The sequence below is a fragment of the Oceanobacillus sp. FSL K6-3682 genome, assembly GCF_037976165.1.
GTDB classification, from domain to species: Bacteria; Bacillota; Bacilli; order Bacillales; family Amphibacillaceae; genus Oceanobacillus; species Oceanobacillus sojae.
Map to the genome: position 1 here is coordinate 2,044,134 of NZ_CP150263.1, position 26,741 is coordinate 2,070,874.

The window sequence follows — 26,741 nt, forward strand, 5'->3', positions numbered from 1 at the left end:
GAGAAGAGAAATGTTAAAACCATACTTAGTTCTAGAATGGAATGATACAGAAACAGATGCTCAAGGCTGGCTTGTTGTTCAAAATTTAAAAAAGGGATATTCCGGCGGAGGAACCAGAATGCATCCTTCCGTAACGAAAAAAGAAGTGATCCGGCTTGCTGAAGCAATGGCTTATAAATATGTAGCAAGCGGTTCTCAAACCACAGGCGGATGTAAAGCAGGAATTGCTTATGATTATAAAGCGCCGGATGCACACGGTGTATTAAAACGATTTTTAATCGCTATGATGCCGTATATTGATAACGGTGTGTCCTTAGGGAATGATTTAGGAACAAAATACGAAGATATCCTGGAAGTCTTCCATGAATTTAGTATTGATATCCCGCTGACAAAATCAATGAAAGAAGATCCCGTCGTCTTAAAAGGAATAAAAGACTATGATTATTTGTTAACACAAAAAATGGATGGGCTTCTTTTAAACGATATTGTTACAGGCTACGGAGCTGCATTTGCAACAGATGAAGCATGGAAGTTTACGAATGGAAAAGGTGGGGCAAAAGTAGTTATTCAGGGATTTGGCTGTGTTGGTGCCAGCTGCGCATTAAAATTGCATAACCTGGGATACAAGGTAGTAGGTATTTCTGATGCTAATTTATTGGTAAGCTGTGAAGAAGGATTAGATATTCCTTCCCTTATTGAACATAAAAATGAATATGGTGAAATGGATCAGGCTTATTTTGAACCAGACTATCGTGTAAGACCAAACAATGAGTGGCTGGACGTAGATACAGATATTTTAATTCCTTGTGCACTGGAAGATGTGATTAATGAATCCAATGCAGATAAAGTCAATGCAAGCCTGATTGCAGAAGCAGCAAATATTCCGATTTCTGCTGGAGGAGACAAAATCATTAAAGAAAAAGGAATTCATTTAGTAAATGATTATGTAGTGAATTTAGGATCTGTACGTGCTTATGATGTAGTGGTATTCGGTCTTGTAGACCCGACGCCTCAAGCTGTGATAGATGATATTGAACAGCTGTGCCGGAAAAATGTACAGCATTTGTTTATGGAAGCTGAAAAACAAAAAAGATATCAGAGGGAAGTAGCAAATGAGCTTTTTAAGCCTGGGAAAAGTGATTTATTAGAATATTAAAAGACAGTGGAGAGCGCAGAGTGATGCGTTCTCCATTTTACAAATCAGATAACAGTTAAGGCGGGGTATTCGGATGGAAAAAATCTTAAAAGAGAAATTAGCAGACATTCAACAGCGATTATGGGATATAAGCGATAAAATGTACCATAACCCGGAATTGGGAGATGAAGAATTTGCATCAATGGAGCTTTTGACGAATTTGTTAAGAGAACATCAATTTCAAGTGGAGACAAATATTATTAATCGTCCGACTGCATTCAAAGCAGCTTATGACAGCGGCAAGCCTGGCCCGGCAATCGCCTATTTGGCAGAATATGATGCACTGCCCGAGATTGGTCATGGCTGTGGACATAATTTAATTGGAACGATGAGTACTGGCGCAGGAATAGCTTTAAGCAAGGTGCTCGATCAAACAGGAGGGAAAGTGATTGTCTTTGGTACACCTGCAGAAGAAACGAACGGAGCAAAGGTGCCAATGAGCAAAGAAGGTATCTTTAATGATATGGATGTGGCTATGATTCTTCATCCGGAAGGCGAATCCAGAGAAAGTGGAGCTTCACTGGCAAATGATGCGCTTGAATTTAAATATACAGGAAAAGCAGCGCATGCAGCCGCATCTCCTGAAGAGGGAATTAACGCGCTTGACAGTGTTATTCAATTATACAATGGTATAAATGCTTTAAGAGAGCATTTACCAGATGACATCAGTATACATGGAATCATTACTAAGGGCGGAGAGGCAGCGAATGTTGTCCCTGATTTGGCTGCGGCTGAATTTTATATTCGGGCCCAATCACGCCAAACTTTAGATGAAGCCAAAGAGAGGGTCATGCAGATTGCAAAAGGAGCAGCATTAATAACTGGCGCGGAAATCGAGATAATAGAACAGGAAGGTAGTTATAATAATATGGTGACTAACCGGACGCTTTCAGATATATTTACAAAAAATTTAAAAGCAGCAACTGGTGAAATTGTATATCCTCCTCAGCTTTTGAAAGCTTCTATGGATATGGGAGATGTGAGTCGGGTTGTACCGGCAATACATCCATCGATTGGAATAGGTGACGCTTCACTGGTTCTGCATACAAAAGCGTTCGCAGATCAGACTGTTAGTCCAGCTGGGAAGCAGGCTCTGGTTAATGGTGCACTGGCATTAGCTTGTACCGGCTATGATATTTTATCCGATACTGTATTATTGGATGAAATAGAAAAAGAGTTTGAAGAAGTAAAGGAGTAACATCGTTTTTGAGCCATCTCTTTTATATGTATAGAATGTAAGGAGTTTGAATAAAAGTGTTTGGCTGCAGTAAAATTTTATAATTATAAACGATAAGCTATTTGCCATCATAATTACCAATAATTAACTATCATAAGTTCAGAAAAAATGCAGATGATATGTTTACAGGAGGTGATAACTATGGCAAATAACAATTCAAACCAATTAGTAGTGCCTGGAGTACAACAAGCTCTTGATCAAATGAAGTACGAAATTGCTCAAGAATTTGGTGTAAACCTTGGTCCAGATTCAACTTCTCGTGCAAACGGTTCTGTAGGTGGGGAAATCACTAAACGTTTAGTGCAAACTGCTCAACAACAAATGCATGGTAAATAATTTTATTTAAAAAAATATTACTGGCTAACAGGGGGAGCTCATTATGAGCTCCCCCTTACCAATTTTTTATTTTAGAATTGTATTAACGTATACGCTGTTCATTGTCTTTATCAAAGAAGTGGACTTTATTCATATCAAAGGAAAGCTCTAATTCGTCTCCGCCTTGTACATCAGTACGGGAATCAACACGTGCAACAAATTCCTGTCCATCAATACTGGAATAAAGAATAGATTCAGCTCCCATTAACTCAGCAACTTCAATTTTTGCTGTTATTTTTGAATCAGGAGAAGCTTCCAGGAAAACCAGCTCATCATGGATATCCTCAGGACGAACACCAATAATCAGCTCTTTTCCTTCATATCCCTGATCACGCAGAGGTATCAGCTTCGCTTCTGGAATTAAGAAAGTGCTGCCGCCAATTTTGAATTTGTTTCCTTCCAGTGTTCCAGTAAAGAAATTCATGGATGGGGAGCCGATAAATCCGCCCACAAAAATATTTTCTGGTAAATCATACACATCCTTTGGAGCTCCAAGCTGCTGGATAACACCGTCTTTCATAACAACCAGTCTTGTTGCCATTGTCATTGCTTCCGTTTGGTCATGCGTTACATAGATGGTAGTCGTTTGCAGGCGCTGATGAAGCTTTTGGATTTCTGCACGCATTTGTACACGTAATTTGGCATCTAGGTTGGATAGAGGCTCATCCATCAGGAATACCTTTGCATCACGGACAATCGCACGTCCTAATGCAACACGCTGTCTTTGTCCACCTGACAATGCTTTCGGTTTTCTATCTAAGTATGCTTCCAAACCTAAAATTTTAGCAGCCTGATCAACCCGCTGTTTAATTTCTTCTTTTTTGAATTTACGAAGCTTAAGTCCAAATGCCATATTATCATATACATTCATATGCGGATATAGAGCATAGTTTTGGAATACCATAGCGATATCACGATCTTTTGGTGCGACATCGTTCATTAACTTTTCATCAATGTATAATTCTCCATCAGATATTTCTTCTAGGCCGGCAATCATACGCAGAGTCGTCGATTTTCCGCAGCCGGATGGGCCGACAAATACAATAAATTCTTTATCCTGGATATGTAGATTGAAATCTTTTACCGCCAATACATCTTTATCATATTTCTTTTGAATATGCTCTAATTTTAATTCTGCCATGCTTACATCTCCTTCGATTGTTTAAATTTCAAAAGTTTATATTTGAAAGCGTTTTAACATCTGGTTTCATTTTACTGAAAAAGCTGTAAAAACAATATGGAAATGTTGCACAAAATTATGTGTGGAAATTGTGCATGTTTGCCAGAATAGCTAAATAAACGGTAAAAGCCTTATCAAATTGTTTGATATCAATGCCTGTGCTTTCATGAAATTTATCAAGCCGATACTGTAAGCTGTTTCTGTGAATATATAATTTCTTTGCGGTTTCTGAGACATTTAAATTACATTCAATAAACATCTGAATGGTATCTAATGCTTCCTGATCTGTTGTAAACTCCTTTAAAATCCATTGGCTCAGCTGCTGCTGTTCTTTGGAGGAGAGAGTTTCAATAAGAAAAGAAGGATATACTTGGGTATAGTCAATCACAGCAGTATCCATTTTGCGAAAGCTCATCTCTGCCATCTGTGTGATTTGTTGGATATAGTCTTCTAAATCACTGTCATTTTCCAAGTAAGGACCGATGAAGAAAGTAGTTTTTACATATAATTCACTCATTAATGTATCCGCAAGATGATGATAAGCTAAATCTTCTTCCAAATAATTCTTGCGGTCTTCAATAATAAATCCTTTATTTCCATTATTCCAAAGAATAGATAAATCTCCATAAAAAAATTCTTGCAGGATTTGTTTAAATGTATCCAGATCAACCTGTCCTTTTTCAATTTGAAAGAAAATAAAACGATAGCGCCCTTCTTTTCCAAGGTTTTGGTTATTCTTTTCTTGAATGCGAATTTCCCATTCCTTTTCTTTGGATGTTTGGACTGGTAATTGAATTTGATAAGCGGGAAGAAAGGTGCCTAAAAGTATTCTATCTCTCTCAGTCAATTCTTTATTATCAATACCGATAATTGTATTTTCAAATTGATACCATCGATAATCAGGATTAATATCCTCACGGTTTTTGGGCAATTTTATTAAACTTGGGTAGAGTCTCTTTAATCGTTGTAAATTCAATCTTATTTCCCCTTTTTCATTTATGTATGAAGAAAAAAATCTTACATATAAATAATAATTAGTACAGCGGCTTTTTCCTTGAAAATATATATACTCCTTTTCATTATACCTGAAATATAACTGTAGAATTTTTTCGTGACACCAAATAGATATAGCTATACATACGTTAACAGCTTTGTTATAGTAGCAAGAGACGATGAAGGAGGAATTATATTTTATGGCAAATTTACAAGAGCAAGCAAATCAATTAGAACAAGCACTTCGTGAAAGCGCAGAATTTAAAGATTTAAAACAGGCTTATGATGCAGTGATGTCTGACCCTGCTGCAAAGCAAATGTTTGAAAACTTCCGTGAAACACAACTCAACCTACAAGAAAAGCATATGCAAGGCTTAGATATTTCCGAAGAAGAAATTGAAAAAGCAAGACAAATTGTTGAGACTGTACAACAGCATGAAGCAATCTCGAAATTAATGGAAGAAGAGCAAAAACTAAACAATGTGATTAACGAAATTTCTCAAATTATCACAAAACCATTAGAAGAACTCTATGGTGCTGCTGAATAAACAGTTTGATAAATACCCCGCTGCTACAAAATGTAATGTAGCAGCGGGGTATTTTTAACGATGGAAGAGGACCAGTTTAGCACTTGGACTGGCACAACGATGTGTATGTTCGGCGTATCCTTCATTCTCAAGTTTACCCTTACCTATTTCTTTCGCATCTAAATCATTCGAAGCTTCAAACTGCTCATCCAGCAGCTTTTCCCCAGTTTTTGAAAATACCGTTAAATAATATGCAGCCATGATATACCCTCCAATAAATGAAATCGCTTTATTTATAAATTGTAAATCAAAGTGAGTAAATATTGCAATGAATATTTATTCATTTTTGAATGGAAAGCGTTTAAGACATAGGTACCAGACAAAATATACATGAGGAAATATAAGAAAAGATGAAACGATTTTATTTTTTGTGCGTATTACAAGTTGAATAAATAAAAATTTGAATATAATTGAACCTTTTCATTCGTTCAATTGTATAAGTTAGTAAAAGGAAGGGAGAGAGGTATGTGCTGAAATTATCAAATGTAACGAAGCGGTTTGGAGAACATACTGCTGTGAATAATTTATCTCTTGAGATACCAGAAAGTGAGATGTTTGGTTTCTTAGGAGGAAATGGAGCTGGTAAAACAACGACCTTCCGGATGATTCTCGGGTTACTAGATAAAACATCTGGAGATATCACCTGGCAGGATAAACCCATTTCTTATAATGAAAGCCATTTAATTGGTTATCTGCCGGAAGAAAGAGGATTGTACCCGAAATTAACTGTGAAAGAGCAGATTATTTACTTAGGTCGATTAAGAGGAATGAAAAAACAAGATATTCTTCAGAAGCTTGATGAATGGCTGGAACGGTTTAAAGTGCCTGAGTACTTAGATAAAAAAGTACAGGAATTATCGAAAGGGAACCAGCAGAAAATACAGTTTATTTCTGCCGTAATTCATGAGCCCAAGTTATTAATATTAGATGAACCATTTTCCGGGTTAGATCCGGTTAATGTGGAGATGTTAAAAGGTGCTGTCAAGGATTTAAAAAATCAAGGGACATCCATTGTTTTCTCTTCTCATCAGATGGAGCATGTGGAGGAGATGTGTCAGCATATCTGTATTCTGCAAAAAGGGGCTCCTGTTGTACATGGCTCATTACGGGAAATTAAACGCAGCTTTGGAAAGAAAAATCTTAATATCCGCGGCGATTTTTCCATGGAATTTTTAAAAGATTATCATGGCGTGGCTTCTTATAAAGAATTGCCGGATGGATGTGCACTGCAGATTGAGGATGAGCAGACGGCGCAGGATATCTTTTCAAGTTTACATGGGAAAGGTTTTGTCCGAAAGTTCGAAATAGAAGAACCATCTTTAAATGACATTTTTATCGCAAAGGTAGGTGCTTCTTATGAATAAGTTCTGGACGATTGTTGGACACACATATTTTTCCAGAGTTAAAGCGAAATCATTTATTATTACAACGGCTATTACATTGGCAATCATTATTGGCTTAGCAAATTTACCTTCCATTCTTGAAATGTTTTCAAGTGATGACGAATCCGAACATGTACTTGTCATTGATGAATCTGAAATTTACAGCAGTTATTTGCAGGAAGATGAGATAAGTGGCGGGGCCGGGATTACCTTTGAAAATTTTGAAGGAACAGAGGAATCTGCCAAACAGGAAGTAATAGATGAAAAATACGATGGTTTACTTATAATTACAACGGATGAAAATAATTTACCTGAGGGAAGTTATTACGCAAACCGTATTTCTGAAATGGGAGAACAAGTAGAAATTGAGCAGGTATTACAGCAGCTGAAAACGGTTGTTGGAACACAGGAGACCGGGATTGACCAGGAAACGTTGGCGACTATTTATGCTCCTGTGACCTTAGATACAGAACAACTGGATGACAGTGCAAGAACAGCGGAAGAAATGAATCAGTCAAGAGGTCTAGTTTACGTGATGCTGTTTGTTCTGTATATGACTGTTTTAGTCTATGGACAGATGATTGCCACAGATGTTGCAACAGAAAAATCTTCCCGTGTGATGGAGCTTCTTATCTCCAGTGCTCCTCCAATTACACATATGTTTGCAAAAATTATTGGGATTGCCTTCTTAGGATTAACACAAGTTATCATACTGCTTGGTGGAGGTTATTTTGCCATCCAAGCAAATCAAGACACGATGGCAGGCGAATTTTTTGAAGTGATGGGACTTACAAATAATGATCCGGTGATTTATATTTACGCAGTTGTCTTTTTCTTATTAGGGTATTTCCTTTATGCAACATTAGCTGCGATGCTGGGATCATTAGTTAGCCGGATAGAGGATGTTAATCAATTAATTATGCCAATGGTTATGTTAATTGTTATTGCATTTATACTTGCGGCAACAGGTCTAAGCGTGCCTGAATCGACAATGATTACTGTAACATCCTATATACCTTTTTTTGCGCCGATGATTATGTTTCTTCGAATCGGCATGCTGAATATCCCAATCTGGGAAATAGCCTTGTCCATCAGTATTCTTGTTTTGACCATAGCTGCATTTGCTGCATTGGCAGCACGAGTCTACAAAGGCGGCGTACTGATGTATGGTAAGTCTGGATCATTGAAGGATTTAAAACGTGCTATAAACTTATCGAAAAAAGAATAGATGCAAAAAGCCTCCAGCGATTGGAGGTTTTTCACTTATATTTCAAATTTTTATTTATTCCACTTCACGTATTCTAACAATCCCTTTTCAGTCTTATGCTAAATGTATTTGCCGAAAAAAGATCTTATCTTATATAATTACTGCTAATAAGGAATAATATAAAAAACAGCTATAAAATAATAATGGATAATTTATGTTATATTAAAGATAAAGTTTATTATGCGCTATTATTATACCTTAAGTTCATTTCTTTTCAGTAATTATACTCTCAGCCTTTAAGTGAACGCTTCTTCGTTGACATATATACGGTAGGGTGGTATTTTATAGATGAAGACAAAAGGAGGGATACGATGGATTCCTTACATGAGCATACATTGAAACCAAGAACAGAAACAGAGAAAAAAGCAGTTACCAATCGATTAAAAAGAATAGAAGGCCAGGTGCGCGGCATTCAAAAAATGATTGATGAAGATAGATACTGTGTGGATATTCTTGTTCAAATCAGTGCCATCAATTCAGCGTTGAAGCGTGTAGGATTTGAAGTAGCTGAACGTCATGTCAAACACTGCGTCAGCGATGCAGTGAAGTCTGGAGAAGGCGATGAAGCGATTGAAGAGCTGATGGATGTACTTCATCAGTTTACAAAATAAAATATGTTTTGAAAAGTCTGCCCTGGGCAGGCTTTTTTATTTGATGATAGAACGTGCATTCTATTATTAGCTCTGTTAAAATAAGGATATCATTAAACTGGGAGTGGAGATTGTGGATTCTGCGGTTACTTTTATTCATGCAGCGGATTTACACTTAGACAGCTTGTTTAAAGGCTTAAGGCATGTACCTGCAAATATATTTAAAGAAATTCAAGAAAGCACGTTTACCGCTTTGAACCATTTGGTCGATGAAGCGATAAACAATAACGTTGACTTTGTTTTGTTAGCCGGTGATTTATACGACCATGAATCACAAAGTTTAAAAGCACAAATAAGATTGCGGCGTGCCTTTGAACGACTGGCAGAACAGAATATTGATGTATTTTTATCCTATGGGAACCATGATTTTATGAAAGGTGATTCCTTTGATGTGGAATATCCTGATAATGTGCACATCTTTTCAGAGGAGAGAGTAACATGCATTCCTTTTTATAAAAACGGTGAAGCAGCTGCAGCAATATATGGATTTAGTTATGAAAATAGAGCGGTATATGAAAATAAATCATCTGAGTATAAGATTGCTGATGGAGAATTTCCATTTCATATTGCCATGCTGCATGGAAGTGTGGCAACGAATACGGAACATGATTCGTATGCACCGTTTCTAATAAAGGACTTGTTAAATAAAGGAATGGATTATTGGGCTTTGGGCCATATACATACAAGACAGCAGTTGTATACCAATCCGCCGGTTATTTATCCTGGTAATATCCAGGGGAGGCACCGGAAGGAAACGGGAGAAAAAGGCTGTTACCTTATAAGTTTGAGCAAGCACAATATAAAACAGACATTTCTACCGCTTCAGGCAATCCGTTATGAAGAGGTTGAGGTGGACATCCGAGAGTGTCCTACTCCGTCACATGCAGAAAAGTCCATTATGAGCCAGCTGCCAGCATATAGTGTACCGAGCTTATTATATTTAAAAATAACAGCAAAAGAAAATGAATTGTTCACACCGGATGAAGGATTCATTCAAGATTTAATTGAAGTGGTCAATGAATCTGTGGCTGAAGCCTTTCCATGGCAGTATATCTACCATTACCGGCTTGTTTTGGAGAAAGAATCGACCTGGATGGAGGACTCCTTTTTAAAAGACATATTGGAAGAAGCAGATACTTCATTTATCCAAGAAGGCTTAAATGAAATTTATCATCACCGGAATGCACGTAAATTCCTATCCTCCTTATCCGATGAAGAGGAGCAGGATGTTAAAGAGGATGCCTATCAGCTGCTGAATATGTTATTGCGAAGGGAGAGAGCGGAGTGAAGATAAAGGAAATAACGATATACGGATTTGGCCGGTGGGTCGATCAGACTTTTTCCTTTTCCAATTCCAATCTGATAACACTTCTTGGCGATAATGAATCTGGCAAAACAACCTTGCATCAATTTATTATATATATGCTTTTCGGTATGACAAAAAAGAAATGTGATTTTTATCGTCCAAAAACAAGCAGTAAGCTGGGGGGAAGGATGATTATAGATCATCCTTTTGAGGGTACTGTATGGATAGAAAGACTGGATGCTTCACAAGTACAATATTTTGCTAATAATGGGGAAGAAAGGGATGAAGCCTGGTTCAGGAAGCTTTTGGGAAATATGAATGCAGAAGCCTTTCAATCGATTTATTCCTTTTCCAACCAGGATCTAGCTGTCTTCCAGAATATGAAGGAATCGGATATAAGTGAACTTCTGTTAAGTATCGGTTTAACAGGGTCAGCAGCGGTTTATAAGGTAGAGAAGAAACTGCAGTCAGAATTACAAAAGCAATTTAAACCCTCTGGTACAAAGCCGGTTATTAATGAAAAATTAAATGAGATACGTGCTATGGATAAACAGTTGGGAGAAAGTAAGAGACTTGAAAAATCATATAAAGAACAGGTAGAAAAAATCCATACGCTGGAGAAAAAGCACACATTAAAAAAAGCACAAATTGCACAAACGAATGAACAGCTTGAGAAAGAACAGCTTATGGAGAAAATACTGCCTGTCCGAAAAGAAATGCAACTTATTTCTGGAGAGCTTCAAGAGCTGGCTGATGTGCGTGATTTCCCGTTAGATGATCAAGAGCAAATAAAAACGCTGTATATAGATATAAATAATATTAATAGAGAGCTTGAATCTCAGCAGGCTACATTGGATACTTATACGAAGAAAAAAAAGGATTTAGAAATTGCCTCCCTCCAGAATGAGAAAAAAGAACAGTTAGATTCTCTTTTGAATCAAAAAGCGGAAATAACATTAATGCGGGAACGCCAGAGAACGTTAGAACAGGATTACAGTTATAAAACCCGTGAAATAACAGAAATGATTCAGGAGAAGCAGATTCATATAACAGCGGATGAACTGGAGCAGCAGGAATTGCCATTCTATCTTGAAAAAGAATGGGGATCCTTACGGAAAGAACAGGAAAATATACAGGATAAACTTACTGGGAATATTCAAAAAAAAGAACAGCTTTTAAAAGAAAAATCCCGAATGGAGGAAGAGCAGAAGGATTTAAACCAGGAACTGCTTGCTGAAGCACATATAAAAGAATTAAATCAGCGGATAGAAGCTTATAAACAGAAGAATCATCAGGATGGAAGGCAGCAAAAGAATATGTATCAAATCCTTGAGAAAATGATTCAAGAGAAGCAAAAGCAAGGGCGGATGCTCGCTATCACTGGAGCAGTGATAGCTTTGGCTGGAGCTTTGACTGGTTTTGCAGCAGATATTCCCTGGCTGTATCTGATAAGTCTTGCCGTCGTTGCGGGAGTATATTATTTTCGGCGTATACAGCTGCAGGATATTAAACAATTAAAGCAGCAGCGGGAAAGCCCGCAGCAGAATCATCCTGGCCAGGAAACTGGCGTGACAGAAGCGGAGTACCAGGAGGCAAAGGAAATCCTGGAAGAGCAGCAGGAATTACAGCGCAGGCTGCATTCATTAGAAGACAGATTACAGCATACACGCAGTCAATTTGAGGCAAATGAAGCAGTACGATTTGATTTAGCAGAGCAGCAAAATAGTTTGGAAGAGAATGTTGTTGATCAGCAAAATCAGTTTCCCTTTTTACAGACTGTGAATGTTTTGTACTGGCAGGATATCTATCATCTCTTACAAAAGCTGATTCAGCTGACCAATGAAAAACAAAGTTTAGAAAAAGAATTGGATAGAGTAACAGAAAGGATATACGAGTTTTCTAACCAGGTCAAGAATTGGTTTAAGACAAATGGGTTAGCCAATCAAACCAACCTGGAAGAAATGATGCTCGCACTGGAGGATATACAACAGCACGAACAGCAGCATCAGCACGAGCTTCAGCAGCTTACACAATTCATAATGGATGTCCAGAATAAACTGACGGTGTTAAAACAAAAACGAAGCCGTTATGTGGAGGAAAGAGATAAACTCTTAAAAGCCTCTGGGACAGAGTCAGAAGAGATCTATTTTGAAAAACAAACGAGAAAAGAGCGATATAATAAGCTTTATGAACGTCTGGAGGAGCTAAAAGAAAGGCTTCAGATATTGATTCCTGAAGAATGGCAGCAGGAATTGACTGATGCTCCTTTAGAAGCGGAGAACTATTATAAGAATAAAAAAGAACTGGAATTAGCGCTGGCTGATTATGAAGAAGACTTAGAACAATTAAAAAGCCAACTTGCAGAGCAGAGATTGCGGATAGAGCAGCTTGAATCCGAGGAAGACATATCCTTGCAAATGCATCAGCTGGCAATGGAAAAGGAAGAGCTGGAGGATCTGGTGAGAAATTGGGCAGTGCAAAAAACGGCTTTACGCATGCTGCAAGCTGCTAAAAATCAATTTAAGGACAAGTACCTGGCACTTGTTATAGAAACAGCACAAATCTATTTTAAAGAGATTACAGCAAATCAATATGATACAATATATTCACCGGCAGCGGAAAGATCTTTTCAGGTAGAAAATAGTAAGAAAAAACAGCGGTTTTATGTAGAGGAGCTTTCTCAGGGAACCAAGGATCAGCTATACATTTCCTTGAGGTTTGCTATAAATGAGGTGATGGCAAAAACATCTGGTTTACCATTCCTTATGGATGATGCTTTTGTACATTTTGATATGAATCGTACAGAGAAAATGCAAAAGGTGTTAAGGAGATTAGCTGAAGAACAGCAAGTGATATTATTTACATGCCGCAGGGAGCTGGCTGAAGCTGCCAATGGGGATATAATTCATCTCTCCACATAATGTTTTATTGATTTGGAAGGAGGAATAAAAATGAAAAAAGGCATTGCAAATTTAACCGTCGGGGATAAATTTGAAGGATTTTTATTAATAAATGAAGCGACCAAAGGCACAACAAGTAATGGAAAGCCATTCCTGACATTAATGCTGCGCGATGAATCTGGTGAATTGGAAGCAAAGTTATGGGATGCCACCAAAGAAGATGAAGAAAATTTGCTGGCAGAGCAAATTATTCATGTGACAGGAGATATTAATCAATTTCGCGGAAAAAATCAATTGCGGATTCATTCTATCCGTCTGTCTCAGCCTACAGATCAGGTTCAAGTAAGTGATTTTGTCGGTAAGGCTCCTATAGGTCAAGAAGAGCTGGGGGAAAAACTGACAGAAGCTATTTTTGAAATGAAGAACCCTACATTACAACGTATCGTACGGGGATTTGTAAAAAAATATCAGCATGAATTACTTATTTATCCAGCTGCTGCTAAAAATCATCATGATGTAGCATCGGGTTTGGCTTATCATATTGTCAGTATGCTCGGGATTGCAAGACAGCTTCACGAGCTTTATCCTTCCATCAATAAAGATTTATTATATGCAGGTATTATTCTTCATGATATTGGGAAAATAAAGGAATTGTCAGGTGTTGTGTCGACTACATATACACTTGAAGGAAAGCTTCTTGGCCATATAACGATAATGGTAGAGGAAATAGCAGAAATGGCTAAGGAGCTGCAGGTTGAAGAAAAAGAAGAAGTACTTATATTGCAGCATCTAATTCTGAGTCATCATGGAAAAGCAGAGTGGGGAAGTCCGAAGCCTCCAATGGTTAAAGAGGCAGAGCTTCTGCATATCATAGACTTAATTGATGCAAAAATGAATATGCTGGATAAAGCTTTGGATAAAGTTCAGCCGGGTGAATTTACTGAACGGCTTTTTGCGATGGATAATCGTTCTTTTTACAAGCCGTCCTTTGAGTAAATTTCAATTCGAAATAGTATATCTGCAAGATAAAAATGAAGTTCGTGTCATTTTCTATTAACTTGTTCATATATATTTAGTAAGGAATGGACAAGGGGGATATAAGATGAGCTCGATTCCAATTTGGGTTTTTGCAGTGATTCTATTAATTTTTCTAAGTGGATATATGGCAATACGTGCGTTTTTGGCAGAGAAAAAGCTGGATAGGCAGTTTATTGAACGTGAAGGCAAAATATATATGGAACGTATCCAGGAAGAGCGGATGAAACGAAGAGAACAGGAATGAAATATGAAGTTACCGAAGCACTATATTATTCCATTAACGGAAGGAATAATATAGTGCTTTTATATTTGAGAACTTACATTGACGAAACACAAAAATTCTGATAACGTTTAACAAAAATATTTATGTGGAGGAATGAAGATGTCATACACTATTGAACTGGGGACGAAGGCACCAGGTTTTTCTCTTCTGGCAACGGATGGGAGGAATTATAGTTTAAATGATTTTAAGAATGCAAAAATATTAGTTGTATTTTTCACATGCAATCACTGCCCGTATGTTATCGGATCTGATGAGGTGACAAGAGAAACTGCTGATAACTTTAAAGATAAAGGAGTTGCTTTTGTAGGAATTAATTCTAACAGTGTGGAGACAAAGGTATTGGATTCCTATGATTTTATGGTTAAAAGAATGGAAGAAAAACGATTTCCTTGGGTTTATCTCAGAGATGAAAATCAAGAAATTGCCAAAGCCTATGGAGCATTAAAAACACCGCACTTTTTTATTTTTAATGAAGACCGTGAGCTTATATACACTGGCAGGGGCCTGGATAACCCTAAAAATCCGGAAGATGCATCGATAAATGATTTACAAAATGCATTGGAGGAAGCAGTTACAGGTAAACAAATCACAACACCAGCCACCAATCCGCTCGGATGTAATATAAAATGGAATGGGAAAGATAAATATTGGATGCCGGCAGAAGCTTGTGACCTGGTTCCGAGAAGCTGATTGTATAACTTAAGAAAATATCTTTGGAGACTGACTATCTGATATAAAAGATTTGTTAGTCTTTTTTTGTTTGGTTAAACGATAAAATAAAGGTGTTGACATATTGTAATTAAATATATAAAATATATGTTATAAAAACGTTTAACCAAAACTTGAAATAGATAGGGGTAGTTTACATGAGCGGAGATTTTAAGAAACCAGTTGTTGCAGTTACAATGGGGGATCCGGCTGGGATAGGACCGGAAATAACAGTGGACACTATGCTGACGGAGAAGGTTTATGACGAATGTAATCCTTTTCTTATTGGATCTGTTGATATAGTAAAAAGAGCTTTAGAGATAAAGAACAGTGATTTTGAAATTAATAACATTGCTTCCCCTTCAGAAGCGAAATTTACTTATGGCATTATTGATGTGCTGGAGCCGAAAGAATATGACTGCTCACAAATTGAGTACGGCAAGGTACAAAAATTAGCTGGAGAAATGGCGTATGATTACGTTACAAAATCAATTGAATTAGGGCTGAATAAAGAAATAGATATTGTCTCTACAGCTCCGATTCACAAAGAAGCGATTAAATTAGCCGGATGTAAACATGAGGGCCATACAGAAATATTTGGTGATTTAACGAATTCTGATTATGCACTTACTATGTTTAACTGTCATAACTTGAAAGTATTCTTTGTCAGCCGGCATAAAGCGCTGATTGAGGCTTGCCGCTATGCTACAAAGGATGTTGTTTTAGATACTTTACGTCAAATTGATACAGAATTAAAGGGGATTGGATACGAAAATCCGGAAATCGCATTGGCCGCACTAAATCCACATGCATCTGATAATGGACTGTTTGGCACAGAAGAGAAGGATCATTTAATTCCTGCAGTGGAAGCTGCGAAAGAAGAAGGAATGAATGTTGTTGGTCCTGTACCGGCTGACTCTGTATTCCACCTTGGATTACAAGGGAACTATGACGCTATTTTATCTCTTTACCATGACCAGGGACATATTGCTTGTAAAACATATGATTTTGAAAAATCTATTACAATTACTTGGGGGCTTCCGTTTATGCGCAGCTCTGTAGACCATGGTACAGCATTTGATATTGCTGGTAAAGGAATTGCGGGCTCTGTAAGTATGATTGAGTCTACATTGGTTCCAGTTCAGTATTGGAAAAAACAACAAAAAGCATTACAAGGATAAATAGCAATTTCATCCTGACAGACTTTACTCCATAAAAATAGAGGTGAAAACAGGGAGGGAGACTTTCCTGTTTTTATTTCTATATATGGTCAGACAAACGAGGTGCGGAAATGTCGAAATTAGGTATTATTGCTGATGATTTAACGGGCGCAACAACGGTGGGGGTATTATTAGCAAGGTCAAATATATCTGTCGCAGCTTATTTTGAGGCAGAAAATTTATCAAGGGATAATGAACAGGAAGCATTTGTTTTAACAACAGATTCCAGAGCGATAAAAAAAGAAGATGCAAAAGCAAGAGTTAGAGAAGCTGTTATCAGCTTAAAAGAAAACGGTGCCACATACTTATCAAAAAGAATAGATACAACACTGAGAGGTAACATCGGTGCAGAAGTAGAAGCTATGCTTGAGATGATGGATGAGAGTACAATTGGTATTATGGTTCCAGCGATGCCACAGTCTAAACGTATTTTAGTCGGAGGATATTCTATTATTGACAGTGTGCCTTTATCTCAGACACCTGTAGCTAAAGATGTTCGTACACCTGTTGAGGAATCGCACTGTCCTACATTAATAGAAAAACAAACAGATTATCCGATTGAAACTATTTCATTAAATACTATATTAGCCGGTAAAGAATCACTTCGGAATAGTCTTATAGAAGCTCGTAATAAGGGAGCGAAAATTATAATTGCTGATGCTGTTTCTTTGGAGCATATTGACTTGATTGCCCAGGTTATTTCAGGCTTAAAATGGAATATACTGATGATTGACCCAGGACCGTTCACAGAAAGAATGGCTTATTATAATGGGTTTGGGAAGAAAGACGAAGCACCTGGTAAGGTTAGTGCTTCTGCTGATCAACTAAACGGAACTGTTCTTGCTGTTGCAGGAAGTGCTTCTTCTGTAACGAAGGAGCAAATTAATCATTTATCAAAGCAGGAGAATGTAATTCAAATACCAGTCACTGCAAAAGATTTAATTTGCTGTAATGAAATTTCGTCTAAAGAAATAAAGCGTGTAATTGATTTAGCGGTAAACCATTTAAAGAAATCTTCACCACAGGCTCTTGTTATTGAAACGTCGGTTACAAATGAAAGAGTTGACTTAAAAGCAGAGGAAAAAAGAAACGGGCTGCAGCCGGGCGAGTCTGCAGATAATATTAATAAGGCATTAGGTGAAATTACCAAAGGAATATTGCTGCAGACATCTAAAATTAGAGGGATATACATGACGGGTGGAGATACAATGGTTCACATCTTGAAAATGCTTGAGGCTGTTGGTATTAAGCTTGTTGATTATGTTATTCCGCAAGCTGATTTAGGTGTTGTTATCGGCGGTTATTCTGATGGATTAGTTGTTGTTGGCAAGGGCGGGTTGACAGGCACTGTTCAGACAGCAGCAGCTATAATAGAGCGGATTGTTAAAGAGGCAAGTGTCCGGGATTTGATAGAAAACTAAAAGCAGAAAAGTAAAAAAACATCAATTTTAATAAGATGGTTTTTTACTTTTCTGCTTTGTTTTTATTGTACGGTTTATTCGCCTCCAAAGAAACGGATAACCTCCAAAACAGCTTCTTCAGCATCTTTTCCCTCTGCGCGTACAGTAGCTTCAACACCATTTCTCAGTTGCAGTGTAGCAAGTCCCAAAACACTTTTAGGGTTTACTTCGTGAATTTGATTGCCTGATTCATTCCGGATAAACACTTCGCAATCATATTTTTGAAGCAGATAGCTTAATTCAATAATAGTCTGCTGCTCGGTAATATTGATTACAGTATTCTTTTTAAACGATGATATAGTAATCTCCTCCTTTTAATATATAACTATTTAAAGTATATAGGAAAAAAGAGAAAAATTAAAGAAAAACGTTTAACCTAACAGCCGCAGGATTTTCTTTTTATCAAATAGGTTGGAACTATAACCTTATTAATATAGTCTGGATTATTTATTTTATTTAAAAGCATATCAAAAGCGGTTCTTCCCATTGTTTCAGCAGATGCACTAATTGTTGTAATCGGCCGGCTGATAATTGATGCGGAAGGGAAATCACCAAAACCGATAATTGCCATGTCATTTGGAATGGAAACATTCATATCCTTTAAAGCAGAAATAGCACCAATGGTCATAGAGTCATTCAGAAGGAACATTGCTGTAATATCCGGCTGGTTATTAATTAATTTCTTCACGGCCTTCTCAGCCCCCTGAACCGTTGCTTCTCCGTCAATAATCTGTTCGGGATCCAATGTCAATCCTTCCTGTTCTAATGCTGCTTTAAATCCTTTAATACGGTTAAAAGTAGGTCCGATATCGTCCATTGCATACACAACTACCATTTTTTTATGTCCGTGTGACAGAAAATGCTTTGCTGCATCGAAACCTGCCTGATAATCATCCTGACAAACCATAGGGGTATCTGACAAAGCATCATGATATCTGCTGATTAAAACAACAGGCAGGTTTTTCATAATACTATGAATATCATATGGAAAAGGCTTGGAATAGCTGGCTGCAGGGGAAAGAATAATACCATCCACCATCTGGGAGCTAAAAAGCTTCAAAGTAGATTCTTCATAATCTACATCCTCATTTGTATTTACGAAAAGTAAATTATAATTCATTTCCTTTGCCCTTAAGGAAATAGCATTTATATACTGTGTGACAAAAGAATCCGGGAAACTTGGAACAATGAGACCGGCTGTTTTCGTTGTGTTATTTCTTAAATTTTTTGCAGAATAGTTAGGCACATAATTGTATTTATTTACGATGTCCATTACTCTGTTATATGTTTCTTCAGTTATTTTTTTGCTGCCGTTAATTACATGTGAAACCGTCGTGACAGATACACCGGCTTCTTTAGCTATTTCTTTCATTGTGATACGCATTATATTCACCTCGTAGAGTTGGATACTGTTGTATATAAATAATGTAGCATCTGGCAGTGTTAATACGTTTAGAAGATAATGCCGGCTACAGTCATTTTTACATGAAGAAAAATTTCGTTTAACAATAATTTTTATTTTTGTCGATTATATAGAATTATTTTACAATATGCTTCTATATTATATCAATGTTAACTTCAGATTGCGATAAAATGGTTTTCTATTATTTTACCAGAGGTGTGAGGAAATATGATTATCTAAAGAAGAGTAGGGGAAGCAGGTTATAATTTTCTATAATGATGAGAATAAAACAACAATCGCATACTGTTAAAAGCAGCATGCGATTGTTGTTAATTATTATAAAGGTATTGTCTAGAGAGACTTTTGCTTATTACTCTTCAGTTTCTGAAGTATCTGCACCTTCGTCTTCTGTTTTAAATAAATCTTCAAGGCCATCTGCCTTAACATCTACATTAGCTTCTTCGATGATTTTTTGAAGTTTTGCCTGGATTTTTTCCTGGTCTGCCTGCTGAAGTACTAATTCACTTCTTAATTCATCTTTTAATTCGTCGAAGTCACCGATTGTTTCTTCTTTTTCACGAACATCATTTACTTTAATGATGTGGTAGCCAAATTGAGATTGTACTGGGTCGCTAATCTCGCCTGGTTCCATAGAGAACGCTACTTCTTCAAATTCAGGAATCATATCCCCTGCAGAGAAATAACCAAGGCTGCCATCATTTTCTGCGCTGCCGCTGTCTGTAGAGTACTCCGCAACAAGGTCTTCAAACTCTTCTCCATCGTCTAATTTCTGTTTTACTTCATTAGCTGTTTCTTCATCCTCCACAAGAATATGCTGTGCATCTACCTCTGTATTCTTTTTATCGTAGTACTCCTTTAAATCTTCATCTGTAATATCCATATCTTCAGAAATAGCAGCTTCTTGAAGCATTCCTACATAAACAAGATCTTTAAGGGCTTCTTCACCGCCAAATTGCTGTTCTACCATTGAATCAAATTCTTCAGGGCTGCCAAACTCGTCCTTCATTTTTTCAATTTCGTCATTTACCTGATCGTCAGTAACGTCGTATTTATCCTCAAGAACTTTGATAGTAACAAGTTCTTCAAGAACAGCTTCTCCATTACGGTCTTTCAATTCATCGTAAAATTCTTCTTTTGTGATATCGCCGGCATCCGTAGTTGCAACTACATCGCCGTCCGAAGAATTACATGCAGCCAATGCAAGCAAGCTGGCAGATATTGTTGCTGCTAATGTCCATTTTTTCATGTCTGATATACACTCCTACTCTTTCCTAATATTACTTTTATTGTTTACCATGATTAATATATCATACTTTTCCATTTTAAATAAATATTTTCAACAATTTACTTAAAAATCACATTAAACTGTCACATTTAAAATCCGGATATATGAACACACAAGCATAGCTACCAGTATCATGTTTGTAACCCGGTCCATTCTTTCTGACTTCTGTCTGGACAGCTCCATCTTCGTACAAATAGCACTGATCATGACGTTAAAAATAAGTAATACAAAAAAACCAAAAATAATATAGAAGATAGCCATGTTCTATGTAACGCCCCTTTACAATAATAATACTCCTATAACTCTATCAAAAACAAATAGTGTTGAACAGTAATAAAGTATATGTAATATTACTTTCTTTACAAATGAATGCCTAAAAAGTGCAATAAAAAATAATTCATCGGGAAAAAGAACCCCTGTTAGAACTCTTCAGAATCAATGTAGCGCGGGAGATTATTCCCTTGTTTTTCCACTACTGCCGCGGACCTGGCAAAATTGTTTTTTTATTTCCTGCTCTGTAAGAGGGGATGAAGAGCATAATAGAAGTATTTTGATTGACTGATAATAAAAAGAAAGCTTTTGCCTGTATACTCACTGGCAAAAGCTTTCTTTCTTATGAATTGGCATTTGTGTTTTTAATTTTTTCTTCTAATTCACGAATACTTGATTCAATTTGCTCCAATGATTGATGAATATTTTCCTGCTGAGGTTCTACAGCATTTTTCCAGTCCTCTACAGATTTTCGCATTTCTTCTGTCAAATCTTTGACTAGAACGGCACCTTCTTTAGAAGTCCGAAGCAGCTGTTCTTTAATTCGGATACTGTCCTCTTTTAGGTTCATCAGTAGTTCTTTTAATTCTAAGGATTGGTTTTTAACTCTTACACGGATGTCTTTTCCGGATTCTGGTGTGCTTAATAATGCAATGCCGGCGCTGACGGATGCTCCAACCAGAAACCCGAGCGTTAATGATTTTTTCTTAGACATAGGAAACGCACTCCTTTCTTCTTTCGTATATACTTTCCTTTTACCACATGTAATTAAACATTTTACAATAAAGAGGATGTTCAAAAAGTTCCCAAATGATAAGCGGCGAATCTCTGCGTTGACGTGGATTTTACGATGGGGCTGGGACTGCGATTACTCGCCCCACCAAAAGCGTTACTCACGTATTTAAAAGCATAGAGGAACTTCTGCTAAGTACGTCCACGTCCTGTGGACAACACAGAAGTCATCACATCCTGTGAAAGGCCGCTCGTAAAATCCACGTCGCCTTGATCTTCTTGCTTCTAATTTGTCTACTTTTTGAACACTCATATAAAGTAAATCCTATATACTTATTATAGGAAATGGAATCATTTTCTGCTAGTAATAATGTTTTTAACCTACCTTTATATTAACACAAAATAGTTAATATATGATAAATATACTTTGTGATAACAGAAAAAAGCATTCGTTCAAATAAAAATGGAACGAATGCTTTTGAAGACGAAGAAGGGGAAAGAAGTTTTCTTTTTCCTTTTCCTTCTTCTTCATTTAAACCGTAGCCACCTTACTTCGTTTCATAATACCTTCCACAATTGGGTAAACAACTAACATGATAACTGTATTCATTACTGCTGCCGGAAGAACAATTCCTGCAAATAAAGCAAGAAAACCGCCTTCTAAAAAACCAAGAACGAAAAGGGCTACCGATAAAAAGATACTGCCGCTGATCAGTGTCCCTGCAAAAGTTAATACAGATGCTGTTATCTTTGTATTCCATTGCTTTCCTACTAATAAAAATAGCAGGAAGAAAACAACTGCGGTTATTGGTTTATCAATTAGATTGGCAATTTGCCCTCCAGGCGCAGCAGTTGTTAGTGCGGAAATAGCTGCTGTTGCAAATGCAATCAGAAGTACATAATTCCATTTTGGGAATAAAATAATTCCTAAAAACATCATTGCCAGCATCATATCAGGCTTCACTCCAAATAATAACGGGGGCATTACCAAGTGCAGTACGGTTCCGATACTTACCAAAAGGGCAAGCATAGTTAAAATTTTTGTCTTCATAGCTTAACTCTCCTCCGCTTTTCTAAACTCTGCTTTCCGGCTGTGCGCTCATTGCCAGCCGCGAAAGGATACAGACAGTATATCAAATACTGTTTAAAATAAAAAGAACTAAATTCACTGCTTCTAACGCTTTATTTGCTCGTTAATTGCTTTAGCGACAGCTTGTAAATCCTCTGATGAGTAATCTTCTGTATGTGTTGTCCAGTTTGGATAATACCCGTCTCCATCACCGTAACGCGGAATCAAATGTACATGCAGATGGAAAACAGACTGCTCTGCTGCTGCTTCATTATTGTTTAGCAGATTGATTCCCAGCGGCTGATATGCATCGCGAATGGCGTTAGCAATAACGGGTATTCTACTAAATAGCTCTTGCGCTGTTTCTGGTGAAGTTTCATAAATGTTTTTTGTGTGTTCCTTAGGAATAACAAGTGTGTGTCCTTTTGTTACCTGACTGATATCGAGGAAAGCATATACCTTTTCATCCTCATAAACCTTTGCGGAAGGTATGTCTCCATCGATAATTTTACAAAAAATACAATCTTCATGAGCCATCTTTTGTTCCTCCTTATCAATAGAAAAAAATATTCTTTTTTCTATTGTAAAGAGTTATGTCGGGTAAAGTAAAGGATTCTATATTATTCTATAGAAGGAAGTGTACAAGGTTTCTCTAAAAATAGAATTTTAAAAAGGAACTCTGTGTTTTTTTGCAATTAAAATGAATGTTGCTTAGGTACTAACTAGACAAATTATATCTTCTGATCAAACGCTGCTTAGACAGCTTTAAGCTCTATTTTTCAAGAAATTAAATATTTGATATGACTTACTAGCTTTTATCTTTAGCAAAAGTTCCCGCAATTTGTAGAACGGTTCATTTTGGAATCTTTCTGGAATGATGATAAAATCAAAGTAATGAACAAAGGAGGATGACAGGGTGACTACCTTATTACATATAGAAAACTTATACGGAGGCTATACCCATAAAAATGTTTTACACGATATATCATTTGATTTAAATAAAGGAGAAATCGTTGGGCTCATTGGATTAAATGGCGCCGGAAAAAGTACAACCATTAAACATATTATCGGTTTAATGCAGCCTAAAAAAGGGGAAGTGCTGGTTCAGGGAAAAAGCTTTCAAAATGATCCAGAAGCATATCGTAATCAGATGGCATACATTCCAGAAATGCCAATTCTCTATGATGAACTGACTTTATATGAACACCTCAGGCTGACCGCAATGGCTTACGGAATTGAAGAAGAGGTGTTTGAACAGAGACTGCCAAAGCTTTTAAAAGAATTCCGTCTCGAAAAGAAATTGAATTGGTTCCCGGTTCATTTCTCAAAAGGAATGCGGCAGAAGGTCATGATTATGTGTGCTTTTCTTATTGAACCGCCACTCTATATTGTTGATGAACCGTTTGTCGGACTGGATCCATTGGGAATCCAATCTTATCTGCAGATGATGGATTCCATGAAAAAGCAAGGGGCAGGGGTGTTAATGTCTACACATATTCTGGCTACAGCTGAAAGATACTGTGACCGTTTTATCATTTTACATGATGGAAAATTACGGGCAGAAGGGACCTTGGAAGAGCTTCGGAGAGAGTTCCAGATGCCGGATGCAACACTAGATGATTTATATGTTCAGCTGACAAAGGAAGATGACCATGTTTGATTCCCATGCATTTTATAAAAAACGTTTATCTGCGCATGTAAAAAATTTAAGCAGGTATTTAAAATATATGTTCAACGGGCATATTGCATTTGCTATGTTTTTTTTCATAGCTGCAACAGCTTATTACTATCAGCAATGGCTGGAACAAATCCCCGCAAATTTCCCAACAGGCATTATCATGGGAATCGTTTTAGGACTGCTGATAAGCTATAATCCAATAAGAACACTGCTGCAGGAACCGGACCTGGTATTTCTTTTAGCAGCAGAACAGCAGATGGGACCGTATTTCCGCAATAGTATTATTTATAGCTTCGTCATCCAGACATATCTGATTGTGTTAGCATCCGCTGCATTCAGTCCGTTGTATTTCACCAGCTTCAGTGAACGGTCAGGGAGTGTTTTTCTTGTTACAATTTTCTTGTTCCTTCTTTTAAAAGGGATGAATATGCTGATAAACTGGTACATGCTGAAAGTCCGGGATAAAAGTTTAAGAACAATTGATTTAACAGTACGGACTCTGCTTAATATTGTCATAGCCTATTTTGTTATTGAGGGGCTGGCTTTATATGCTGTTATAACGATTGTGCTGCTTTTTCTGGTCATCGTGTATGATTTTATTGTGGCATCGAAGCAACCTGGAATCTTTTGGGACTTATTGATCGAGAAGGATCAGAGCCGTTTACAATCCTTTTACCGCATTGCCAATTTATTTGCAGATGTTCCGCATTTGAAAAATAAAGTAAAAAGAAGGGAATGGCTGACGAAAACGTTTATCAGCAGAATTCCATTTGAACGGTCAGCAACCTATGATTATTTATATCAGATTTCCTTTCTGCGCAGCGGTGATTATTTAGGAATGTACCTCCGACTTGTCGTAATTGGCGGGATTTTTATTTGGGTCATTCCTAATATCTGGATTAAAATGATATTCGCGATTCTGTTTATCTATTTAAGTGTCTTCCAAATGATGGCTCTTTATCAGCATCATCGTACACAAATGTGGCTGGATCTTTATCCGGTTAACCCGGGTTTGAAGCAAACAGCTGTTATCGGGATTATTCGGAAGCTTGGCTATGTACAGGCATTTGCTTTTACTTTTTTATTTATATTCCAGCTTGAATGGCTGGGGACTATGATTATATTAATTGGAGGGCTTAGCTTTGTTTGGGCATATATTAAGCTCTATGTAAAACCTAAATTGGATAAAGTATAAAAAAACGGTTCTATGTCAAATGTGGTGGTGGAATATCATTCCTCCACCTCTTTATTTATAAGCTTGCTTTAAGACAAGCTTTACCTCTTGTTGCCATAGAATTTTCTTTCTCATTCGATCAAACTGTTTAATCCCATAAGATAATCTTTTTAATACTTTAATCGTATTATTAACGCCTTCTATGTAGCCATTATTAAAGGGATACATAAAAGAATGCAGAATTTCTTGTTGCCATCTTTTAAATGTACGTGCGACACGATGAAATCCCTCTAACGCGGATGCATTCAACTTCTCCAGGCACGCTTCTAATCCAGCAGTTGCGTTGTGCGCATCACTTTCCTTAAACCACGTATCCAATTCATGCTTTAAACCATAAGCTTCCTTTAAGCGGGGATCTATCCTTAATAATTGCTCGACTTTCTTCTTCTGATCATCTGAACAGGTTGTCCATGATTTCCACAGAAGTTTTTTGGAACGTTTCATTCGAATTCGATCTTTCTTGGGCAGCTCCTTTTGAACTTCACGGCGGACCTCATCTAGAGCCCAATAGGCCTGACGCATAAAGTGAAAACGGTCAGCGATAATCAGAGGATTTCCCAGTGCTTTTCGAATTGCTTGTTTAAACGCTTGAGATAAATCCATTACTACCATTTCTACTTTACCTGTATCACAGGACTTTAAGTACGCTTCAATGGTTTCCACTTTTCGATTTGGCAAGATATCGATAATTCTTCGGTTCTCCACATCGACCACATTCAATTGAAACCTCTCTCCATCCGCGTCACCTTTAAACTCATCGATCGCAATGACTCGCGGCAACACTTTGCTGGTAGTTAACTCCTTCTGATCAAACCACCGTAAGACACGATTCACTGTTACTCCGGTTACTAGCGCCGCTGTACGAAAGGAACTCACCGCTGCATGCATCATCGCTGTCGTTTGCACACTCGCCATACAACGTTGATACCGATGAATCATTTGTAGACGCTCATAAAATGTGTGATGACACGACGTGCAAATATAACGTCGTTTTCGCAGGGAAAGATGAACTTCCTTGGTTGTAAACGCTGGTCCTTGAATGCTTTGCCAACGATAGCCATGTATCCGCTTGGTTCTTTTACGGCAAAAAGGACATTTCTGCATACGCTGTTTCGTGAATAATTCTGCAATAAAATAACTTTCTTCTTCTCTGATATCCCACACATCTACATGCGTATCTTTAATTCCTAACAACTCTGTGATAAAATGATGATGCACTCTTTTCCTCTCCCATTCCTTTTGTCTCGACAACTCAAGGTTACCAGAGAG

The 26,741-nt window shown here is 37.3% G+C and carries 27 protein-coding genes; 16 read left to right on the forward strand and 11 right to left on the reverse strand.

What is annotated here, in order from left to right:
- Positions 1 to 10: 10 nt before the first annotated feature.
- The 3 genes from MHH51_RS10240 (at position 11) to MHH51_RS10250 (ending at position 2,768) form a co-directional block, all read left to right on the forward strand.
- The gene (locus tag MHH51_RS10240) at positions 11 to 1,156 is read left to right on the forward strand and encodes a Glu/Leu/Phe/Val dehydrogenase dimerization domain-containing protein (RefSeq protein WP_339285918.1); all 1,146 of its coding nucleotides are present in this window, start codon (positions 11 to 13) and stop codon (positions 1,154 to 1,156) included.
- A gap of 73 nt (positions 1,157 to 1,229) precedes the next feature.
- The gene (locus MHH51_RS10245) at positions 1,230 to 2,393 is read left to right on the forward strand and encodes a M20 family metallopeptidase (protein WP_339285920.1); all 1,164 of its coding nucleotides are present in this window, start codon (positions 1,230 to 1,232) and stop codon (positions 2,391 to 2,393) included.
- 180 nt (positions 2,394 to 2,573) lie between these two features.
- Entirely contained in the window at positions 2,574 to 2,768 is a 195-nt protein-coding gene (locus MHH51_RS10250) for an alpha/beta-type small acid-soluble spore protein (RefSeq protein WP_077603336.1), read from the forward strand.
- A gap of 82 nt (positions 2,769 to 2,850) precedes the next feature.
- On the opposite strand, the gene ugpC is transcribed toward MHH51_RS10250, so the two are convergent.
- A complete protein-coding gene (ugpC, locus tag MHH51_RS10255; RefSeq protein ID WP_077603335.1) occupies positions 2,851 to 3,948 on the reverse strand; it encodes a sn-glycerol-3-phosphate ABC transporter ATP-binding protein UgpC in 1,098 nt (365 codons plus the stop codon).
- 115 nt (positions 3,949 to 4,063) lie between these two features.
- On the reverse strand, positions 4,064 to 4,963 hold the full coding sequence (locus tag MHH51_RS10260) for a helix-turn-helix domain-containing protein (RefSeq protein ID WP_147208170.1): 900 nt from the start codon (positions 4,961 to 4,963) through the stop codon (positions 4,064 to 4,066).
- Positions 4,964 to 5,180: 217 nt separating this feature from the next.
- On the opposite strand from MHH51_RS10260, the gene MHH51_RS10265 reads away from it, so the two are divergent.
- Positions 5,181 to 5,528 carry a YlbF family regulator gene (locus MHH51_RS10265; protein WP_147208168.1) on the forward strand — a complete coding sequence of 116 codons (348 nt, stop codon included), beginning with the start codon at positions 5,181 to 5,183 and terminating at the stop codon, positions 5,526 to 5,528.
- 54 nt (positions 5,529 to 5,582) lie between these two features.
- On the opposite strand, the gene MHH51_RS10270 is transcribed toward MHH51_RS10265, so the two are convergent.
- Positions 5,583 to 5,768 (reverse strand): YhzD family protein, encoded by a 186-nt coding sequence (locus MHH51_RS10270; protein ID WP_339285922.1) that lies wholly within the window; start codon positions 5,766 to 5,768, stop codon positions 5,583 to 5,585.
- 266 nt (positions 5,769 to 6,034) lie between these two features.
- Here MHH51_RS10270 and MHH51_RS10275 point away from each other — a divergent pair, with 266 nt between their 5' ends.
- From MHH51_RS10275 to MHH51_RS10320, 10 genes are all read left to right on the forward strand, one after another.
- Positions 6,035 to 6,931, forward strand: coding sequence for an ABC transporter ATP-binding protein (locus tag MHH51_RS10275; protein WP_339285924.1), 897 nt, complete (start codon positions 6,035 to 6,037; stop codon positions 6,929 to 6,931).
- The gene (locus MHH51_RS10280) at positions 6,924 to 8,177 is read left to right on the forward strand and encodes an ABC transporter permease (protein WP_339285926.1); all 1,254 of its coding nucleotides are present in this window, start codon (positions 6,924 to 6,926) and stop codon (positions 8,175 to 8,177) included. Before MHH51_RS10275 ends, MHH51_RS10280 begins: the two co-directional genes overlap by 8 nt.
- A gap of 350 nt (positions 8,178 to 8,527) precedes the next feature.
- On the forward strand, positions 8,528 to 8,827 hold the full coding sequence (locus tag MHH51_RS10285; protein WP_077603324.1) for a metal-sensing transcriptional repressor: 300 nt from the start codon (positions 8,528 to 8,530) through the stop codon (positions 8,825 to 8,827).
- 112 nt (positions 8,828 to 8,939) lie between these two features.
- The gene (locus tag MHH51_RS10290) at positions 8,940 to 10,154 is read left to right on the forward strand and encodes a DNA repair exonuclease (protein ID WP_339285928.1); all 1,215 of its coding nucleotides are present in this window, start codon (positions 8,940 to 8,942) and stop codon (positions 10,152 to 10,154) included.
- Complete coding sequence (locus tag MHH51_RS10295) at positions 10,151 to 13,093, forward strand: AAA family ATPase (RefSeq protein ID WP_339285929.1); 2,943 nt, start codon at positions 10,151 to 10,153, stop codon at positions 13,091 to 13,093. Before MHH51_RS10290 ends, MHH51_RS10295 begins: the two co-directional genes overlap by 4 nt.
- A gap of 30 nt (positions 13,094 to 13,123) precedes the next feature.
- Positions 13,124 to 14,068, forward strand: a complete 945-nt coding sequence (yhaM, locus tag MHH51_RS10300) for a 3'-5' exoribonuclease YhaM (RefSeq protein WP_339285930.1) — start codon at positions 13,124 to 13,126, stop codon at positions 14,066 to 14,068.
- A 106-nt stretch (positions 14,069 to 14,174) separates the two neighbouring features.
- A complete protein-coding gene (locus tag MHH51_RS10305; protein ID WP_147208153.1) occupies positions 14,175 to 14,354 on the forward strand; it encodes a sporulation YhaL family protein in 180 nt (59 codons plus the stop codon).
- Positions 14,355 to 14,492: 138 nt separating this feature from the next.
- Positions 14,493 to 15,083 carry a thioredoxin family protein gene (locus tag MHH51_RS10310; protein ID WP_339285932.1) on the forward strand — a complete coding sequence of 197 codons (591 nt, stop codon included), beginning with the start codon at positions 14,493 to 14,495 and terminating at the stop codon, positions 15,081 to 15,083.
- 176 nt (positions 15,084 to 15,259) lie between these two features.
- The gene (gene pdxA, locus MHH51_RS10315; RefSeq protein ID WP_339285933.1) at positions 15,260 to 16,282 is read left to right on the forward strand and encodes a 4-hydroxythreonine-4-phosphate dehydrogenase PdxA; all 1,023 of its coding nucleotides are present in this window, start codon (positions 15,260 to 15,262) and stop codon (positions 16,280 to 16,282) included.
- 110 nt (positions 16,283 to 16,392) lie between these two features.
- Positions 16,393 to 17,742: a four-carbon acid sugar kinase family protein gene (locus MHH51_RS10320; protein WP_339285934.1), complete on the forward strand. Its 1,350-nt coding sequence runs from the start codon at positions 16,393 to 16,395 to the stop codon at positions 17,740 to 17,742.
- Between the two features lie 74 nt (positions 17,743 to 17,816).
- On the opposite strand, the gene MHH51_RS10325 is transcribed toward MHH51_RS10320, so the two are convergent.
- The 7 genes from MHH51_RS10325 to MHH51_RS10355 all read right to left on the reverse strand — a co-directional run bounded on the left by MHH51_RS10325 (position 17,817) and on the right by MHH51_RS10355 (position 23,118).
- Positions 17,817 to 18,086: an HPr family phosphocarrier protein gene (locus MHH51_RS10325; protein ID WP_339286296.1), complete on the reverse strand. Its 270-nt coding sequence runs from the start codon at positions 18,084 to 18,086 to the stop codon at positions 17,817 to 17,819.
- A gap of 71 nt (positions 18,087 to 18,157) precedes the next feature.
- Complete coding sequence (locus MHH51_RS10330; protein ID WP_339285936.1) at positions 18,158 to 19,165, reverse strand: LacI family DNA-binding transcriptional regulator; 1,008 nt, start codon at positions 19,163 to 19,165, stop codon at positions 18,158 to 18,160.
- 388 nt (positions 19,166 to 19,553) lie between these two features.
- A complete protein-coding gene (locus MHH51_RS10335; RefSeq protein ID WP_339285938.1) occupies positions 19,554 to 20,450 on the reverse strand; it encodes a peptidylprolyl isomerase in 897 nt (298 codons plus the stop codon).
- 114 nt (positions 20,451 to 20,564) lie between these two features.
- Positions 20,565 to 20,750 carry a hypothetical protein gene (locus MHH51_RS10340; protein ID WP_147208139.1) on the reverse strand — a complete coding sequence of 62 codons (186 nt, stop codon included), beginning with the start codon at positions 20,748 to 20,750 and terminating at the stop codon, positions 20,565 to 20,567.
- 352 nt (positions 20,751 to 21,102) lie between these two features.
- The gene (locus MHH51_RS10345; RefSeq protein ID WP_339285941.1) at positions 21,103 to 21,474 is read right to left on the reverse strand and encodes a YtxH domain-containing protein; all 372 of its coding nucleotides are present in this window, start codon (positions 21,472 to 21,474) and stop codon (positions 21,103 to 21,105) included.
- A 549-nt stretch (positions 21,475 to 22,023) separates the two neighbouring features.
- On the reverse strand, positions 22,024 to 22,542 hold the full coding sequence (locus MHH51_RS10350) for a tryptophan transporter (RefSeq protein WP_339285943.1): 519 nt from the start codon (positions 22,540 to 22,542) through the stop codon (positions 22,024 to 22,026).
- A 123-nt stretch (positions 22,543 to 22,665) separates the two neighbouring features.
- A complete protein-coding gene (locus MHH51_RS10355) occupies positions 22,666 to 23,118 on the reverse strand; it encodes an HIT family protein (protein WP_339286297.1) in 453 nt (150 codons plus the stop codon).
- Positions 23,119 to 23,476: 358 nt separating this feature from the next.
- Here MHH51_RS10355 and MHH51_RS10360 point away from each other — a divergent pair, with 358 nt between their 5' ends.
- Complete coding sequence (locus MHH51_RS10360) at positions 23,477 to 24,220, forward strand: ABC transporter ATP-binding protein (RefSeq protein ID WP_147208132.1); 744 nt, start codon at positions 23,477 to 23,479, stop codon at positions 24,218 to 24,220.
- Positions 24,213 to 25,433 carry an ABC transporter permease gene (locus MHH51_RS10365; protein WP_339285945.1) on the forward strand — a complete coding sequence of 407 codons (1,221 nt, stop codon included), beginning with the start codon at positions 24,213 to 24,215 and terminating at the stop codon, positions 25,431 to 25,433. The genes MHH51_RS10360 and MHH51_RS10365 overlap by 8 nt, the downstream gene beginning before the upstream one ends.
- 51 nt (positions 25,434 to 25,484) lie before the next feature.
- Here the strand turns inward: MHH51_RS10365 and MHH51_RS10370 are convergent, their stop codons facing one another.
- Positions 25,485 to 26,690 (reverse strand): ISL3 family transposase, encoded by a 1,206-nt coding sequence (locus MHH51_RS10370; RefSeq protein ID WP_339233414.1) that lies wholly within the window; start codon positions 26,688 to 26,690, stop codon positions 25,485 to 25,487.
- Positions 26,691 to 26,741 lie beyond the last annotated feature (51 nt).